The organism is Streptomyces sp. NPDC044571 (genome assembly GCF_040647115.1).
In the GTDB taxonomy this organism is placed as follows: Bacteria; Actinomycetota; Actinomycetes; order Streptomycetales; family Streptomycetaceae; genus Streptomyces.
Genome location: NZ_JBEZBN010000025.1, coordinates 59,286 through 74,628, shown reverse-complemented (window position 1 = coordinate 74,628; position 15,343 = coordinate 59,286). Strand labels below are relative to the sequence as shown.

Here is a 15,343-nt window from a genome sequence, read left to right as displayed (position 1 = left end):
ACGGGCCCGGCGCCGGCAGGGGCGGGGCGGCCCGGGGGCTACCGGGCCGTGTGGGTGGCCCGCTCGCTCTCGGTCCGCTGGGCCAGGCCGTCCGCCGACAGCCGGTCCAGGTTCCGGCACAGCACGACCGACCCGCCCGCTGCGAGGGCCGCGTACAGGCCCGCCGACAGTCCCTCCCAGGAGTCGTAGCCGAGCCCCGACAGCAGTCGGGAGCCCTCGCCCAGGCCGAGCTCCGCCGCGTCCTCACGGGCCCGCTCGACGATCCGTGCGTACGAGAGCTCCTCACCGCCGACGACGAGCCCCGGGCCGTCCGGGTCGACGGGGACGAAGGGAGCGAACCGGTCGCCCTGTCCGGGCACCTCCACCGCGTAGTCCGCGAACCCGGCGGGCGGCTGCGGGAACCGCCCGCCCAGCGGACGCAGCGCGAGCGCGATCCGCTCGCCGGAGCAGGCCGCGGCCTCCTCCAGGGTGTCGGGCCCGCTCACCACGAGGTCGGCGTCGGCCGGGTCGCCGCCCACCTCGGCGACCACCCCGACCGAGGCGCAGGCGAGCAGCCACACGGCGCTCTGCCAGTGCGCGGGCAGCAGCAGGGCGAGCCGGTCACCGGGCCCGGCGCCCAGGTCGCCCTGGAGCAGATTGGCGGTCTTGGCCACCCAATTGGCGAAGGTGGCGACGGACAATTCGACGCGCTCGCCCGTGGCGTCGTCGTAGAAGGTGACGAGCGGGCGGCCCGGATCGGCGGCGAGCGCGGATCGCAGCAGGTCGGCAGGGGTGCGGTCAGTGGCGTTCACCCGGCCCAGCGTACGCGGCGCCCTCCCCCCGTACGGCCGTCGGCGACTGCTCCGTACGGGCGAGCGCGGGGGCCCGCTGACCGGACGGGCCGTCAGTTCTCGAATGGCGGCCCGGGGTGTGCGTGCACAGCATCTCTTCCATGCGTGGATTCCTTGCTTCCTCGATCGCCGTCGCGACCGCGGCCGCACTGGCCCTGCCGCTCTCGCTCGCCACTCCGGCCCAGGCCGCCGCGTCCCCGTCCGCAGCCTCCCTGGTAACCCCCGCGGGGTCGACCCAGTCGCTGCCGCTCGTCCCCCTGGGGCCCTCGGCCGACCGGTCTCCCGGCGTACCCGGCATGAGCGCCTCGCCACGGCTGCCCGAGACCCGGGGCCTCACCCCGCACGAGGTCAAGAGGTTCTCGCTGGTCGGCGTGGTCTGGGACGACGCGGGCACCGAGCTGTCCGGCCGCGTCCAGGTCCGCACCCGTTCCGCGGCGACGGGGACCTGGTCCGACTGGCAGGACCTGGAGACCCACAACGGCGAGCACGCCGCCGACCCGGACGCCGCCGAGCGCGGCTCCGGCCGGGTCCGCGGCAGCACCGCCCCCCTGTGGGTGGGCGACTCCGACGCCGTGGAGGTCCGCGTCCAGGCCGAACCCGCGGCGCCCGGCCTGCGCGCCTCCGCCGCGCACCGGCTCCCGTCGGGCATGCGCATCGAACTGGTCGACCCGGGCGCGACGGACCCGGTGACGGTGGTCGACGCCAAGAACGGCGCGGACGACCCCGACGGCGCGACCGGCCCGGCCGGCGCGGTGGATGCGGTGGATGCGGTGGATGCGGTCGACGACCCCGAGGGCGACGACAAGGGCGACGTGGTGACCCTGCCGGGCATGACCATGGAGATGGCGGAGGCTTCCTCCGCCAACGTCCCCCTGGCCCCGCTCGGCGCGACCGAGATCACCGCCCTCGACAAGGCCGACTCCACCGCCGACGCGATCCTGGCGAGCGACGGCGAACTCACCGCGGCCTCCCGCCCCTACATCGGCCCGCGGCCGAGGATCATCACCCGCAAGGGCTGGGGCGCCGACGAGAACCTGCGCGAGAAGGGCTTCGTCTACACGAACACCGTCAAGGCGGCCTTCGTGCACCACACCGCCTCCGGCAACAACTACGCCTGCAAGGACGCCCCGGCGGTGCTCCGCAGCCTGTACAGGTACCACGTCGTCAGCAGCGGCTGGCGCGACATCGGCTACAACTTCGCCGTCGACAAGTGCGGAACCGTCTACGAGGGCCGGGCGGGCGGCGTCGCGAAGGCGGTCCTCGGGGCGCACACCATGGGGTTCAACACGGACAGCATGGGCATCGCGGTGCTCGGCACGTACACGAGCACCACCCCGCCGGCGGCCGCGGTGAGTGCGGTGGCCCGCCTGACGGCGTGGAAGCTGGGCCTTTTCAACCGCGACCCGCGCGCCAAGACCACCCTCAAGTCGGGCGGCGGCAACCGCTTCGCGAAGGGCACCAACGTCAAGATGAACGTCATCTCGGGGCACCGCGACGGCTTCGCCACGGAATGCCCCGGCCGCCTCCTGTACGGGCAGCTGCCCCCGACCCGCGTCTCCTCGGCCAAGCTCCAGGGCCGCCCGTAGGGGCTGTCTTCGGGATCAGGCCGAACGGCCCCGGGGAGATCCTCCGGGGCCCTCGCGGTTCAGCGGTCGGAGGAGAAGCGCACCGCCGCGGACGGCAGCTCGGCCTCGCACCACACGCGGGCTCCTCCGCGCAGCTCGTTGTCCGACCCCACGACGGCGCGGTCGCCGACGACCGCCCCCTCCAGGACCGTACGCGCGCCCACCGAGGCGGCGACACCGATCAGGCTCGCCCGGACCCGGGTGTCCGCTCCGATGACCGCGTCGTCGAGCACGATCGAGCCGTGCACCACGGCACCCGCCCCGATCCGGGCGCCCGCGCCCACGACGGTGCCCCCGGAGAGCTCGGCCCCGGGCGCGACACTCGCGCCGGGCAGGACCAGTGCCTCTCCGCGCGGGCCGGGGACGGCCGGGGAGGCGACGACGCCGCGCACCAGGTCGGCGGAGGCCTGGACGAAGGACTCGGGCTTGCCGAGGTCCAGCCAGTACGTGTTCTCGGTGACGCCGTGCAGTTTCGCGCCGGAGGCGAGCAGCCCGGGGAAGGTCTCGCGCTCGACCGAGACGGGGCGGCCCGCCGGGATCGAGTCGATCACGCTGCGGCGGAAGACGTAGCAGCCGGCGTTGACCTGGTCGGTGATGATCTCCTCGGGCGTTTGCGGCTTCTCCGTGAAGGCCAGCACCCGCCCGTCCGGGTCGGTGGGCACCAAGCCGAAGGCGCGCGGGTCCTCGACCTGCACCAGGTGCAGGGAGACGTCCGCGGCGGCGGCCCGGTGGGAGTCGACGAGGCCGGCGATGTCCAGGCCGGTGAGGATGTCGCCGTTGAAGACGAGGACCGGGGAGTCGGGGCCGCCGGTCAGGCGCTGCGCCGCGTTGCGGATGGCGCCGCCGGTGCCGAGCGGCTCGTCCTCGACGACGTATTCGAGGCTGACGCCGAACGCGGACCCGTCGCCGAAGTAGGGCTCGAAGACCTCGGCGAGGTAGCAGGTGGCCATCACGATGTGGGTGACGCCGGCTGCCGCCGCCCGCGCTATCTGGTGGGCGAGGAAGGGCACGCCGGCCGCGCGCACCATCGGCTTCGGGGTGTTGACCGTGACGGGGCGCAGACGCGTCCCCTGCCCCCCGACCAGCAGGATCGCTTCCAAAATTTGCCTCTCCCCACCCGGTTCGGGAGTCCGAAGGTCCAAAGTTAGCCCATCCGGGGGGCCTCGCAGCCCGGGGGCGGCGGAATCACGCCGCCGCCCCCGGCCGACGGTGCCGCTACGGCAGGTTGCGCGCCATGACGATGCGCTGGACCTGGTTCGTGCCCTCGTAGATCTGCGTGATCTTGGCGTCGCGCATCATGCGCTCGACCGGGTAGTCACGGGTGTAGCCGTATCCGCCGAGCAGCTGGACCGCGTCCGTGGTGACCTCCATGGCCACGTCGGAGGCGAAGCACTTGGCGGCGGCGCCGAAGAAGGTCAGGTCGCCGTCGACGCGCTCGGACTTGGCGGCGGCCGCGTACGTCAGCTGGCGGGCGGCCTCGATCTTCATGGCCATGTCCGCGAGCATGAACTGCACGCCCTGGAAGTCGCCGATCGGCTTGCCGAACTGCTTGCGCTCCTGGACGTAGCCCTTGGCGTAGTCCAGGGCGCCCTGCGCGATGCCGAGCGCCTGGGCGGCGATGGTGATGCGGGTGTGGTCGAGGGTCTTCATCGCGGTGGCGAAGCCGGTGCCCTCGGCGCCGATCATGCGGTCGGCGGGGATGCGCACGTTGTCGAGGTAGACCTCGCGGGTCGGGGAGCCCTTGATGCCGAGCTTCTTCTCCGGGGCGCCGAAGGAGACACCCTCGTCGCCCTTCTCGACGACGAAGGCGCTGATGCCCTTGGAGCGCTTCTCCGGGTCGGTGACGGCCATGACGGTGTAGTACTCGGAGACGCCCGCGTTGGTGATCCAGCGCTTGACGCCGTTGAGGACCCAGAAGTCCCCGTCGCGCACGGCGCGGGTCTTCATGCCCGCGGCGTCGGAGCCCGCGTCGGGCTCGGAGAGCGCGTACGAGAACATCGCGTCGCCCTTGGCCAGCGGGCCGAGGTACTTGGCCTTGAGCTCCTCGGAGCCGGAGAGGATCACCGGGAGGGAGCCGAGCTTGTTCACGGCCGGGATCAGGGAGGAGGAGGCGCACACGCGGGCCACCTCCTCGATCACGATCACGGTGGCGAGGGCGTCGGCGCCCGCGCCGCCGTAGGTCTCCGGGACGTGCACGGCGTGCAGGTCGTTGGCGACCAGGGCGTCCAGGGCCTCCTGCGGGAAGCGGGATTCCTCGTCGACCGCGGCCGCGAACGGGAGGATCTTCGCCTCGGCGAGCGAGCGGACGGACTCTCGGAGCATGTCGTGCTCCTCGGCCGGGCGGTACAGGTCGAAGTCGGCAGAACCCGCCAAGATCTCTCACTCCCCAAGGTGAACCATGTGCTAACTACCGTTAAGTAACCCAAATCTTAGTGTCCGGCGTCCGCGCAGCGATATGTACGGGGCACGTGAGCTGCATGACAGCGGTGGCGCTCCTGTGAGCGTCCCCTGCGACGGGCGCGACTATGCTCGGTTGCCGCAGACGGCCCCGCACCTCTGGAGCACCCATGGCCCCCCTCAAGATCACTGTGATCGGCACCGGCTACCTCGGCGCCACGCATGCCGCGGCGATGGCGGAGCTGGGCTTCGAGGTCCTCGGGCTGGACGTGGTGCCGGAGAAGATCGAGATGCTGGCCGCGGGCCGGGTGCCGATGTACGAGCCGGGGCTGGAGGAGCTGCTCGCCGCGCACGTCGCGGGGCTGCCCGGGTCCTCGGGGCGGCTGCGGTTCACCCGGTCGTGGGAGGAGGTCGGCGCCTTCGGCGACGTCCACTTCGTCTGTGTGAACACCCCGCAGAAGCACGGCGAGTACGCCTGCGACATGTCGTACGTCGACTCCGCCATCGAGTCGCTCGCCCCGCACCTGACCCGGCCGGTCCTGGTGGTCGGCAAGTCGACCGTGCCGGTCGGCTCCGCGGAGCGGCTCGCGGCGAAGCTGGCGCAGCTCGCCCCGGCGGGCGCGGACGTGGAGCTGGCGTGGAACCCGGAGTTCCTGCGGGAGGGCTTCGCGGTGCAGGACACCCTGCACCCGGACCGGATCGTGATCGGAGTCCAGGGCGACCGCGGCGAGAAGCTGCTGCGGGAGGTGTACGAGACGCCGATGTCGGAGGGCACCCCGCTGGTGGTGACCGACTTCCCGACGGCCGAGCTGGTCAAGACGGCGGCCAATTCCTTCCTGGCCACGAAGATCTCCTTCATCAACGCGATGGCGGAGGTCTGCGAGGCGGCCGGCGGCGACGTGGTCAAGCTGGCCGAGGCCATCGGCTACGACGAGCGGATCGGCGCGAAGTTCCTGCGCGCCGGGATCGGCTTCGGAGGCGGCTGCCTGCCCAAGGACATCCGGGCCTTCATGGCGCGCGCCGGCGAGCTCGGCGCGGACCAGGCCCTGACCTTCCTGCGGGAGGTCGACTCCATCAACATGCGCCGCCGCGGGCACATGGTGGAACTGGCCCGGGAAGCCGTCGGCGGCGCCTTCCTCGGCAAGCGGGTCGCGGTGCTGGGCGCCACCTTCAAGCCGGACTCGGACGACGTCCGCGACTCCCCCGCACTGAACGTGGCCGGGCAGATCCACCTCCAGGGCGGCCAGGTCACCGTCTACGACCCGAAGGGCATGGACAACGCCCGCCGCGTCTTCCCGACGCTCGGCTACGCCGACTCGGCCCTGGAGGCGGCCCGGGGCGCGGACGTGGTCCTGCACCTCACGGAGTGGCGGGAGTTCCGCACCCTCGACCCGGTCGAGCTCGGCTCCGTCGTCACCGACCGCCTCATCCTCGACGGCCGCAACGCCCTGGACCCGGAAACCTGGCGCGCGGCCGACTGGACCTACCGCGCGATGGGCCGCCCCCGCGCCTGAACCGCCCCCGCGCTGGAACCCGCCGACCCGGCCCCGACGGACGGAGTCCGTGCGTCGAAAGGGCGCTACGGGGTCTTGCGGTACTGGGCTGCGCGGGCCGTGAATTCCGCGTCGCGCAGGACCCGTTGGGCGTTGCCCCAGGTGAGCAGGGCCAGGTCGGTCTCCGGCCAGCCCCGTTCGAGGAGTTCCGCGATCAGCCGCGGATAGCCCGAGGGGTCGGTCAGGCCCGTCGGGCGCGGGACGCCCGGCTCGCTGCCGAAGGTGGCGCCCAGGCCCACGCAGTGCGGGCCCGCCACGGCCCGTACGTGGTCCACGTGGTCGGCCACGGCGTGCAGGCTGTCTCCGGTCTGCGCGGCGTCGAAGGTGACCATCGCCAGTCCGCCCGCCTCCCGCAGCGCGAGCAGCACCTCGTCGGTCACGTTCCCCGGGTGGGGGTTCAGCGCGGCGGCCGCGGTGTGCGAGACGATCACCGGCGCCTTGGAGGCCCCGGTCAGCTGGCAGGCCACCGTCGGGCTGCAGCCGGTCAGGTCCACCAGCATCGCCAGCCGGTTCATCTCCTTGACGACCTCGTGGCCGAAGGCCGTCAGCTCGTCCCGCGCCCAGGGCGCTCCGGCCGGCGCGAGGATCCGTACGCCCAGGGCGTGGAAGGCGCGCAGCGCGCCCAGCGAATCGGTCAGCGTACGGCCCGGCACCGGGCCCAGGAACGAGGCGATCCGCCCCCGGTTGCGGGCATCGGCCATGTCGTTCGCGGTCAGTGAGAAGCACAGGCTGTCGGGATAGCGGCGCATCAGCGCCAGCGCCCCGTCGATCTGTTCGAGGGTCTCGGACACCACCTGGTCCGGGGACGCCGCCTCCCGCGGCAGCATCAGGGACCAGAACTGGGCGCCCACCCCGCCGGCCCGCAGCCGCGGGATGTCGGTGTCGACCCCCGCGTCCGGGGTGTCGATGTCGTGGTACGGGCTCTGGTGCAGCGTCCACACCAGGGTGTTGTGCCCGTCCGCCACGGGATGGACGGCCAGCAGCTCGACGGCTCGTTCCAGGGCGCCGGCCGCCGCGTCGGCGGGCACGTCTTCGGCTCCGACGGAGCCGAGGGGGGCCGGGTCGGCGGTGTAGGCCGTGTTCCCGGCGTTCGGTTCATCCTGCAGGTCGGCCATGGCGTTCGCTCCGGTCTCGGCGGCAGCAGGGAGAGGGGTTCTGCCACGGTGACACGCGCAGCGGCCGGGCCGCCCGGCGGATGGGGCGTTCGGGTGAACCTGCAGGTCACACCCCATGGCCCAGCCGCCGGGCGGTACCGCGGCCCGCTACCTGACCGGCTGCAGCACGGCGTTCGACGGCCCCCGCGTCGCGGAGAGCCCGCGCGCCACCGCTTCGGCGTCGCGCAGCACCCGTACGGCGTTGGACCACGTCAGCTTGGCCAGGTCCGCCCGGGACCAGCCGCGGTCGAGGAGCTCCGCGATCAGGTTCGGGTATCCGGCCACGTCGTCCAGCCCGGCCGGGGTGAAGGCGGTGCCGTCGTAGTCCCCGCCGATGCCGATGTGGTCGACGCCGGCCACCTCCCGCATGTGGTCCAGGTGGTCGGCCACCGTGGCGGCCGTCGCCACCGGGCGCGGGTGCTCGGCCTCGAAGGCCCGGTGCAGGGCCATCGCCTCGGCCGTGGTGTCCAGCGGGTGGAATCCGTGCGCCCGCAGGTTCTCGTCCGCGGCGAGGGTCCACTCGACCGCCGCCGGGAGGATGAACTTGGGCACGAAGGTGGCCATCACCACCCCGCCGTTGGCGGGCAGCTGCGCCAGGACCTCGTCCGGCACGTTGCGCGGGTGGTCGCAGACCGCCCGGGCCGACGAGTGGGAGAAGATCACCGGCGCCGCGGAGACGGCGATCGCGTCCCGCATCGTCGTCTCCGCGACGTGCGAGAGGTCGACGAGCATGCCGATGCGGTTCATCTCGCGGACGACCTCGCGGCCGAAGTCGCTCAGACCGCCGTGCCGCGGCTCGTCGGTCGCCGAATCCGCCCAGTCGATCGTGTCGTTGTGCGTCAGCGTCATGTACCGCACACCCAGCCGGTGCAGGGCGCGCAGGGTGGCCAGCGAGTTGTTGATGGAGTGGCCGCCCTCGGCGCCCATCAGCGAGGCGATCCGGCCGGCCGTGCGGGCCGCTTCCATGTCGTCCGCCGTCAGCGCCCGGGCGAGGTCCGCCGGGTAACGCCCGATCAGCTGGGCGACGGCGTCGATCTGCTCCAGGGTGGCGCTGACCGCCTCGTCACCGGCGTAGTCGGCGCGCACGTAGACCGACCAGAACTGCGCGCCGACCCCGCCGGCGCGCAGCCGGGGGATGTCGGTGTGCAGGTGGACGGACTGGTCGGCGGCGATGTCACGCCGGTCGAGGTCGTAGCGCACCTGCTGGCGCAGCGCCCACGGCAGGTCGTTGTGCCCGTCGACGACCGGGTGCTCGGCGAGCAGCTCGCGGGCCTCGGCCAGCCACCCGGCCGCGCCCGCCCCCGCCGGTCCCGCCCCGGCCTCGCCGGCCGCGCTCACTTGCCGAATCCGAAGGACTCCGCGCCCGCCACCTTCGCGCGCAGCCGCTTGCCCTTCTCGGTGGCCTGGTCGTTCAGCTCCTGCTGGAAGTCCCGCATCCGGCCCAGCAGCTCCGGGTCGTGGGCGGCCAGCATCCGTACGGCCAGCAGTCCGGCGTTGCGCGCCCCGGCCACCGAGACGGTGGCCACGGGAACCCCCGCGGGCATCTGGACGATCGACAGCAGCGAGTCCATGCCGTCGAGGTACTTCAGCGGCACCGGGACGCCGATGACCGGCAGGGGCGTCACGGAGGCCAGCATGCCGGGCAGGTGGGCCGCCCCGCCCGCGCCCGCGATGATCGCCTTCAGGCCGCGGTCGGCTGCCTGCTCCCCGTACGCGACCATCTCGCGCGGCATCCGGTGCGCGGAGACCACGTCGACCTCGTAGGAGACCTCGAACTCGTCCAGCGCCTGGGCCGCGGCCTCCATGACGGGCCAGTCGGAGTCCGAGCCCATGACGATGCCGACGACGGGACCTGCGGTAGCGGTGCTCATTCGGTGATCGTTCCTCTGAGGTAGCCGGCAGCGTGACGTGCGCGCTCCAGCACATCGTCCAGGTCGTCGCCGTAGGTGTTGACGTGGCCGACCTTGCGGCCGTGTTTCACGTCCTTGCCGTACATGTGGATCTTCAGCTGCGGGTCGTGGGCCATGCAGTGCAGGTACGCCGCGTACATGTCGGGGTAGTCCCCGCCGAGCACGTTCGCCATGACCGTCCAGCGGGCCCGGGGGCGCGGGTCGCCCAGGGGGAGGTCCAGGACCGCGCGGACGTGGTTGGCGAACTGGGAGGTGACGGCACCGTCCTGGGTCCAGTGGCCGCTGTTGTGCGGGCGCATCGCCAGTTCGTTGACCAGGATCCGCCCGTCGGCGGTCTCGAACAGCTCCACGGCCAGGTGCCCGGTCACGCCGAGCTCCTGGGCGATGCGCAGGGCGAGGGCCTGGGCCTCGCCCGCGAGGGCTTCCGAGAGGTTCGGGGCGGGGGCGATCACCGTGTCGCACACGCCGTCGACCTGGATGGACTCCACCACGGGGTAGGCCACGGCCTGGCCGTGCGGGGAGCGGACGATGTTGGCCGCGAGCTCGCGGACGAAATCGACCTTCTCCTCCGCCAGGACCGGGACGCCCGCCTTGAAGGGGGCCTGCGCGTCCTCCGCGGACCGCACGAACCACACGCCCTTGCCGTCGTAGCCGCCGCGCACGGTCTTGAGGATGACGGGGAAGCCGCCCACCTCTTCCGCGAAGGCGGCCGCGTCCGCCGGATCGCTCACGATCCGGTGGCGGGGGCTGGGCGCGCCGATCTCGTCGAGCTTGGCGCGCATCACCCCCTTGTCCTGGGCGTGCACCAAGGCGTCGGGCCCCGGGCGGACGGGGATGCCGTCCGCTTCCAGGGCCCGCAGGTGTTCGGTGGGTACGTGCTCGTGATCGAAGGTGATCACGTCGCAGCCGCGCGCGAAGGCGCGCAGCGTTTCCAGGTCGCGATAGTCGCCGATGACGACGTCGTTCACGACCTGGGCCGCCGAGTCCTGTGGGGTGTCACTGAGGAGCTTGAATCTGATGCCGAGGGGGATACCCGCCTCGTGGGTCATGCGGGCGAGCTGTCCGCCGCCGACCATGCCGACTACCGGGAACGTCACCCCTCCAGAGTATCCGCCGGTATTCCGCCATCCGGACCGGACCCTGGCCCGTACTCGCCGATGTGGCTCGTCTCATCCTCCGGTGTGCCCTGCGTCGCACGGTGTGCGAAGGCACGGACGGCCCGCCGGGGCGACACTTAGCATGGGTGGCTGACCGAGACAGACGAGACGCCCCCCGGCCCGGGGGGCGCCGACGACGGGACTGATCCATCACATGAGCGCGCCGGAGCAGGGATCCGCCCTCGAACGGGTACGCGGTCTCGTACGGGAGGTCGCCAAGTTCGGGGCGGTCGGCGGCCTGGGCGTGCTGGTCAACCTGGGTGTCTTCAACCTGATCCGGCACACCACCGACCTGCAGGTGGTGCGGGCGAGCGTCATAGCCACCGTCGTGGCCATCATCACCAACTACATCGGGTTCCGGTACTTCACCTACCGTGACCGCGCCCACTCCGGCAGCTCCCGCGAGCTGCCGCTGTTCGTGGCCTTCAGCGTGATCGGCCTGGTCATCGAGAACGGCGTGCTCTACACGGCCACCTACGGCTTCGGCTGGGACGGCCCGCTCGCCACCAACATCTGCAAGTTCGTCGGCATCGGCACGGCCACCGTCTTCCGCTTCTGGTCGTACCGGACCTGGGTCTTCAAGGCGCTGCCCGCGCCGGAGGCCGCCGCCGCGGTCGCGGGGCACCAGGACTCCGCGCTCTCCGCGGAGCCCGCGCTCGCCCCGGAGCCCGCGGGCAAGTAGGGCCGTCCGGCCTCAGCGGACCGTCTCCTCCGGCTCCGGCCGATCCGGCGCGGTCCGGCTCAGGAACAGCGCGAACACCGGAGGCTGTGTCTGCAGCAGCTCCAGGCGCCCCCCGTCGGCCTCCGCGAGGTCCCGGGCCACGGCGAGGCCGATGCCGGTGGAGTTGCGGCCGCTGATGGCCCGCTCGAAGATCCGGTTGCCGAGGTCGGGCGGGACTCCCGGCCCCTCGTCGGTGACCTCCAGTACGGCCTGGTTGCCGATCACCCGCGTGCGCAGGGCGACGGTGCCGCCTCCGTGCATGAGCGCGTTCTCCACCAGGGTCGCCAGCACCTGCGAGACCGCGCCCGGGGTGGCGACGGCCCGGATGCCGGTCTTGCCGGAGCGCACGATGGCCCGGCCCGCGCTGCGGTAGGCGGGCCGCCACTCCTCCACCTGCTGTTTGACGACCTCGTCCAGGTCGAAGGGGACCGCGGAGCCCGTCCGCGGGTCCCGGGAGTTCGTGAGCAGCCGCTCGACCACATCGGTGAGCCGTTCCACCTGGGTCAGGGCGATGCTCGCCTCGTCCCGTACGGTCGCCAGGTCCTCGGTGACCGTGATCTCCTCCAGCCGCATCGACAGGGCGGTGAGGGGGGTCCGCAGCTGGTGCGAGGCGTCCGCGGCCAGGCGCCGCTCGGCGGTCAGCATCCGGGCGATCCGCTCCGCGCTGGAGTCCAGTACGTCGGCGACCCGGTCCAACTCGGGCACCCCGTACCGCTTGTGCCGGGGCCGCGGGTCGCCGGAACCCAGCCGCTCGGCGGTCTCGGCGAGGTCGGTCAGGGGGGAGGCCAGCCGGTTGGCCTGCCGTACGGCCAGCAGGACGGCCGCCACCACCGCGAGCAGGGCCACCGCGCCGACCACGGCGAGGGTCCGCCCCACCTCTTTGGTCACGGTGGAGCGGGAGGCCTCGACGACGACGGTCTCGCCCTGCTCGCCCTTCGCGGTGCCCCGGATGACGCTGTCGGGGATCCGTTCGCCGACCTCCACGGCCGGCCGGCCAGGGACGGTGATGCGGGCGTAGCGGCCCGCGTCGAGCTGCTCGGCGAGGGCCTGGGCGTCGATCGGCTTGCGCTCCAGGACGTCCGCCTCGACGCTGCCGACGAGGCGCAGCGCCTCGGACTCGATGCGGTCCTGGGCGCTGCTGGTGATCGTCCGGGTCTCCACGATGACGAGGGAGACCCCGAAGACGGCGATCACGACGAGCACCACGGCGAGCGTGGACTGGATCAGGCGGCGGCGCATGGCTCAGTGGTGCTCATTTTTGCTCGGGTCCACTCGGACGCTGGTGGCACTAGCTCTTCTCGAAGCGGAAGCCGACGCCGCGGACGGTCGCGATGTAGCGGGGGTTGGCGGCGTCGTCGCCCAGCTTCTTGCGGAGCCAGGAGATGTGCATGTCGAGGGTCTTGGTGGAGGACCACCAGGTGGTGTCCCACACCTCGCGCATCAGCTGGTCGCGCGTGACGACCCGGCCGGCGTCGCGCACCAGGACCCGCAGCAGGTCGAACTCCTTGGCGGTGAGCTGGAGCTCCTCCTCCCCCATCCAGGCGCGGTGCGACTCGACGTCGATCCGTACGCCGTGGGTGGCGGGGGCCTGGCTGGCCTCGTTGGCGCCGCGCCGCAGCAGGGCCCGTACGCGGGCCAGCAGTTCGGCGAGGCGGAAGGGCTTGGTCACGTAGTCGTCGGCGCCCGCGTCCAGGCCGACGACGGTGTCGACCTCGTCCGCGCGGGCGGTGAGGACCAGGATCGGGAAGCCGTGGCCCTCGGCGCGCAGCCGTCGGGCGACCTCCAGGCCGTCCATGCCCGGCAGGCCCAGATCCAGGACGACGAGGTCGACGCCGCCCTGCAGTCCGGCGTCCAGGGCGGTGGGGCCGTCCTCCCGGACCTCGACCTCGTACCCCTCCCGGCGCAGGGCGCGGGCCAGGGGTTCCGAGATGGATGCGTCGTCCTCGGCGAGCAGTACACGCGTCATGTGGGTGATGGTAGTCCGCAGCGGCTGAAAGCAGGGTCGTGCGTGCACACCCCTGCCGATCTGGTCTTATGGCAAGGGGCGGCCTTCGAATGTGACCAAACGGTTCCCGAAAGGCCTGTGATCCATGTCTCAAGTCCTTTCATATGCCGCCGTGTCGTGTCGTATGGTGGCGAGACGCCTGATGCACTACCTCTGAGACCTTTGTGCCGAAAAGCGCGCCGAGGGTCTCTCTTTCTGTCCTGACCGGTCCGGCCAGTCCGCGGACTGACGTGGCCGGGCTTGATGACAGTGAATGACCTGTGGGCCGGGCTTCGCGCGCGAGGTGTGCGATGAAGCGTGGATCCCGGTTACGGATGCTCCCTCGTCTCCGCCGTACAGGCGGCGACGGACCCCAGGGCGTGGGGTGGGTCGCCCGTCGCCGGTGCCGGCCAACCCCCCACCGGGCGCTGTTCCGCTCACGAAGCGAGGCGTCCCGAGCAAGCAAGGATCGACCATGGCTTCCAGCCTGACGAGGGACACGGCGGCTCCGGCCTCCGAGAAGACCTTCTTCGGCCACCCCCGTGGCCTGGCCACTCTGTTCATGACCGAGATGTGGGAGCGCTTCTCCTACTACGGCATGCGTGCACTCCTCGTGTACTACCTGGTCTCGGGCGGCGCCGACGCCGCGACGGGAAGCCAGGGCGGCGGTCTGGCGATGACCGCGGCCACCACCACGGCGATCTACTCCGTGTACGTCTCGATGGTCTACCTGATGGCCATGCCGGGCGGCTGGTTCGGTGACCGCGTCTGGGGTGCCCGCAAGACGGTCGCCATCGCCGGCTTCGTGATCATGGCCGGCCACCTGTCGCTGGCCCTGCCGGGCCAGGCGATGTTCTTCGTCGGTCTGATCCTCGTCGCGGCGGGCTCCGGTCTGCTGAAGGCCAACATCTCCACGATGGTCGGCCACCTGTACGACGGTCCCGAGGACCCGCGCCGTGACGGCGGCTTCACGCTCTTCTACATCGGCATCAACCTCGGTGCCTTCGTCGCCCCGCTCGTCGTCGGCACGGTCGGCAAGGAGCACAACTGGCACCTGGGCTTCGCCCTCGCCGCCGCCGGCATGGCCCTGGGCCTGACCCAGTTCCTGCTCGGCACCAAGCACCTGAGCCCGAAGAGCAGCGAGGTCCCGAACCCGCTGACGCCGCAGGAGCGCAAGGCCGTCCTCACCAAGGTCGCCCTCGCGGTCGCCGGTATCGCCGTCTTCTACGGCGCCGTGGTGGCCCTCGGTGCCTACACGCTGAACTGGGCGCTGGTCCCGCTGACCCTGGCCGGTCTGATCATCCCGATCGCCGTGCTGGTGCGCATCAAGCGCGACAAGGACCTGTCCTCGACCGAGCAGTCGAAGATGACGGCCTACATCTGGTTCTTCATCGCCGCCGCAGTCTTCTGGATGATCTACGACCAGGGTGGCTCCACGCTCTCCCTGTTCGCCGACGACAAGACCGCCGACACCGTCTTCGGCCTCGGCTTCTCGGCCACCTGGTACCAGTCGCTGAACCCGCTGTTCGTGATGGCGCTGGCCCCGGTCTTCGCCTGGCTGTGGGTGTGGCTGGCCCGTAAGAACCAGGAGCCGAACACCATCGTGAAGTTCGCGATGGGCCTGGTCCTGATCGGTGCCTCGTTCTTCGTCTTCATCGTCCCGATGAACATGGCGGGCGGCGACGCCAAGGTCTCCCCGATGTGGCTCGTCTCGATCTACATGATCCAGACCATCGGTGAGCTGTGCGTCTCCCCGGTCGGCCTCTCGGTCACCACGAAGATGGCCCCGCAGAAGTACGCCTCCCAGATGATGGGTGTCTGGTTCCTCGCGGTCACCGCCGGCGACTGCATCACCAGCCTCCTGTCCATCGGCGGGGTGGACCTGAACGGTCTGGGTGTGATCGCCCTGCAGGCGGCCGCCGCGGCCCTGGCCGGCTTCGCGGTGTACGCCTACCGCAAGAAGGTCCAGGCCCTGATGGGCGACGTCCACTGACGCAGGCCCCTCGGCGCGT

Annotated in this window: 14 protein-coding genes; 4 read left to right on the top strand and 10 right to left on the bottom strand. The window is 71.9% G+C overall.

What is annotated here, in order from left to right:
* Nucleotides 1-38 precede the first annotated feature (38 nt).
* Nucleotides 39-791, bottom strand: coding sequence for a TIGR03089 family protein (locus tag AB0B01_RS15975; protein WP_361718348.1), 753 nt, complete (start codon nt 789-791; stop codon nt 39-41).
* On the bottom strand, nt 778-933 hold the full coding sequence (locus AB0B01_RS15970) for a hypothetical protein (RefSeq protein WP_361718345.1): 156 nt from the start codon (nt 931-933) through the stop codon (nt 778-780). The genes AB0B01_RS15975 and AB0B01_RS15970 overlap by 14 nt, the downstream gene beginning before the upstream one ends.
* On the opposite strand from AB0B01_RS15970, the gene AB0B01_RS15965 reads away from it, so the two are divergent.
* Nucleotides 932-2,416: a peptidoglycan recognition protein gene (locus AB0B01_RS15965; protein ID WP_361718342.1), complete on the top strand. Its 1,485-nt coding sequence runs from the start codon at nt 932-934 to the stop codon at nt 2,414-2,416. The genes AB0B01_RS15970 and AB0B01_RS15965 overlap by 2 nt on opposite strands.
* Before the next feature lie 59 nt (nt 2,417-2,475).
* Here AB0B01_RS15965 and AB0B01_RS15960 read toward each other — a convergent pair whose 3' ends face one another.
* Both AB0B01_RS15960 and AB0B01_RS15955 read right to left on the bottom strand, forming a co-directional pair.
* Complete coding sequence (locus AB0B01_RS15960) at nt 2,476-3,558, bottom strand: NDP-sugar synthase (protein WP_361718405.1); 1,083 nt, start codon at nt 3,556-3,558, stop codon at nt 2,476-2,478.
* 112 nt (nt 3,559-3,670) lie between these two features.
* Nucleotides 3,671-4,828, bottom strand: coding sequence for an acyl-CoA dehydrogenase family protein (locus tag AB0B01_RS15955; protein ID WP_361718339.1), 1,158 nt, complete (start codon nt 4,826-4,828; stop codon nt 3,671-3,673).
* Between the two features lie 194 nt (nt 4,829-5,022).
* Here AB0B01_RS15955 and AB0B01_RS15950 point away from each other — a divergent pair, with 194 nt between their 5' ends.
* Nucleotides 5,023-6,366: a UDP-glucose/GDP-mannose dehydrogenase family protein gene (locus AB0B01_RS15950; protein WP_361718336.1), complete on the top strand. Its 1,344-nt coding sequence runs from the start codon at nt 5,023-5,025 to the stop codon at nt 6,364-6,366.
* Nucleotides 6,367-6,431: 65 nt separating this feature from the next.
* On the opposite strand, the gene AB0B01_RS15945 is transcribed toward AB0B01_RS15950, so the two are convergent.
* From AB0B01_RS15945 to AB0B01_RS15930, 4 genes are all read right to left on the bottom strand, one after another.
* Nucleotides 6,432-7,520 carry a membrane dipeptidase gene (locus AB0B01_RS15945; protein WP_361718333.1) on the bottom strand — a complete coding sequence of 363 codons (1,089 nt, stop codon included), beginning with the start codon at nt 7,518-7,520 and terminating at the stop codon, nt 6,432-6,434.
* Between the two features lie 147 nt (nt 7,521-7,667).
* On the bottom strand, nt 7,668-8,840 hold the full coding sequence (locus AB0B01_RS15940) for a dipeptidase (RefSeq protein ID WP_361718402.1): 1,173 nt from the start codon (nt 8,838-8,840) through the stop codon (nt 7,668-7,670).
* Between the two features lie 53 nt (nt 8,841-8,893).
* On the bottom strand, nt 8,894-9,430 hold the full coding sequence (gene purE / locus AB0B01_RS15935) for a 5-(carboxyamino)imidazole ribonucleotide mutase (protein ID WP_361718330.1): 537 nt from the start codon (nt 9,428-9,430) through the stop codon (nt 8,894-8,896).
* Nucleotides 9,427-10,566, bottom strand: a complete 1,140-nt coding sequence (locus tag AB0B01_RS15930) for a 5-(carboxyamino)imidazole ribonucleotide synthase (protein WP_361718327.1) — start codon at nt 10,564-10,566, stop codon at nt 9,427-9,429. Before AB0B01_RS15930 ends, purE begins: the two co-directional genes overlap by 4 nt.
* A gap of 214 nt (nt 10,567-10,780) precedes the next feature.
* On the opposite strand from AB0B01_RS15930, the gene AB0B01_RS15925 reads away from it, so the two are divergent.
* Complete coding sequence (locus tag AB0B01_RS15925) at nt 10,781-11,308, top strand: GtrA family protein (RefSeq protein WP_361718324.1); 528 nt, start codon at nt 10,781-10,783, stop codon at nt 11,306-11,308.
* 12 nt (nt 11,309-11,320) lie between these two features.
* On the opposite strand, the gene AB0B01_RS15920 is transcribed toward AB0B01_RS15925, so the two are convergent.
* Nucleotides 11,321-12,586, bottom strand: a complete 1,266-nt coding sequence (locus AB0B01_RS15920; protein WP_361718321.1) for an ATP-binding protein — start codon at nt 12,584-12,586, stop codon at nt 11,321-11,323.
* Between the two features lie 49 nt (nt 12,587-12,635).
* On the bottom strand, nt 12,636-13,313 hold the full coding sequence (locus AB0B01_RS15915; protein ID WP_125816630.1) for a response regulator transcription factor: 678 nt from the start codon (nt 13,311-13,313) through the stop codon (nt 12,636-12,638).
* Between the two features lie 493 nt (nt 13,314-13,806).
* On the opposite strand from AB0B01_RS15915, the gene AB0B01_RS15910 reads away from it, so the two are divergent.
* A complete protein-coding gene (locus tag AB0B01_RS15910; protein WP_361718318.1) occupies nt 13,807-15,324 on the top strand; it encodes an oligopeptide:H+ symporter in 1,518 nt (505 codons plus the stop codon).
* Nucleotides 15,325-15,343 lie beyond the last annotated feature (19 nt).

Excerpts from the sequence above, each read along its gene's own strand:
- AB0B01_RS15950 (WP_361718336.1), top strand. The coding sequence starts at position 5,023 with ATGGCCCCCCTCAAGATCACTGTGATCGGCACCGGCTACCTCGGCGCC.
- AB0B01_RS15920 (WP_361718321.1), bottom strand. The coding sequence starts at position 12,586 with ATGCGCCGCCGCCTGATCCAGTCCACGCTCGCCGTGGTGCTCGTCGTG.
- AB0B01_RS15945 (WP_361718333.1), bottom strand. The coding sequence starts at position 7,520 with ATGGCCGACCTGCAGGATGAACCGAACGCCGGGAACACGGCCTACACC.
- AB0B01_RS15970 (WP_361718345.1), bottom strand. The coding sequence starts at position 933 with ATGGAAGAGATGCTGTGCACGCACACCCCGGGCCGCCATTCGAGAACT.
- AB0B01_RS15925 (WP_361718324.1), top strand. The coding sequence starts at position 10,781 with ATGAGCGCGCCGGAGCAGGGATCCGCCCTCGAACGGGTACGCGGTCTC.
- AB0B01_RS15965 (WP_361718342.1), top strand. The coding sequence starts at position 932 with ATGCGTGGATTCCTTGCTTCCTCGATCGCCGTCGCGACCGCGGCCGCA.
- AB0B01_RS15910 (WP_361718318.1), top strand. The coding sequence starts at position 13,807 with ATGGCTTCCAGCCTGACGAGGGACACGGCGGCTCCGGCCTCCGAGAAG.
- AB0B01_RS15915 (WP_125816630.1), bottom strand. The coding sequence starts at position 13,313 with ATGACGCGTGTACTGCTCGCCGAGGACGACGCATCCATCTCGGAACCC.
- purE (WP_361718330.1), bottom strand. The coding sequence starts at position 9,430 with ATGAGCACCGCTACCGCAGGTCCCGTCGTCGGCATCGTCATGGGCTCG.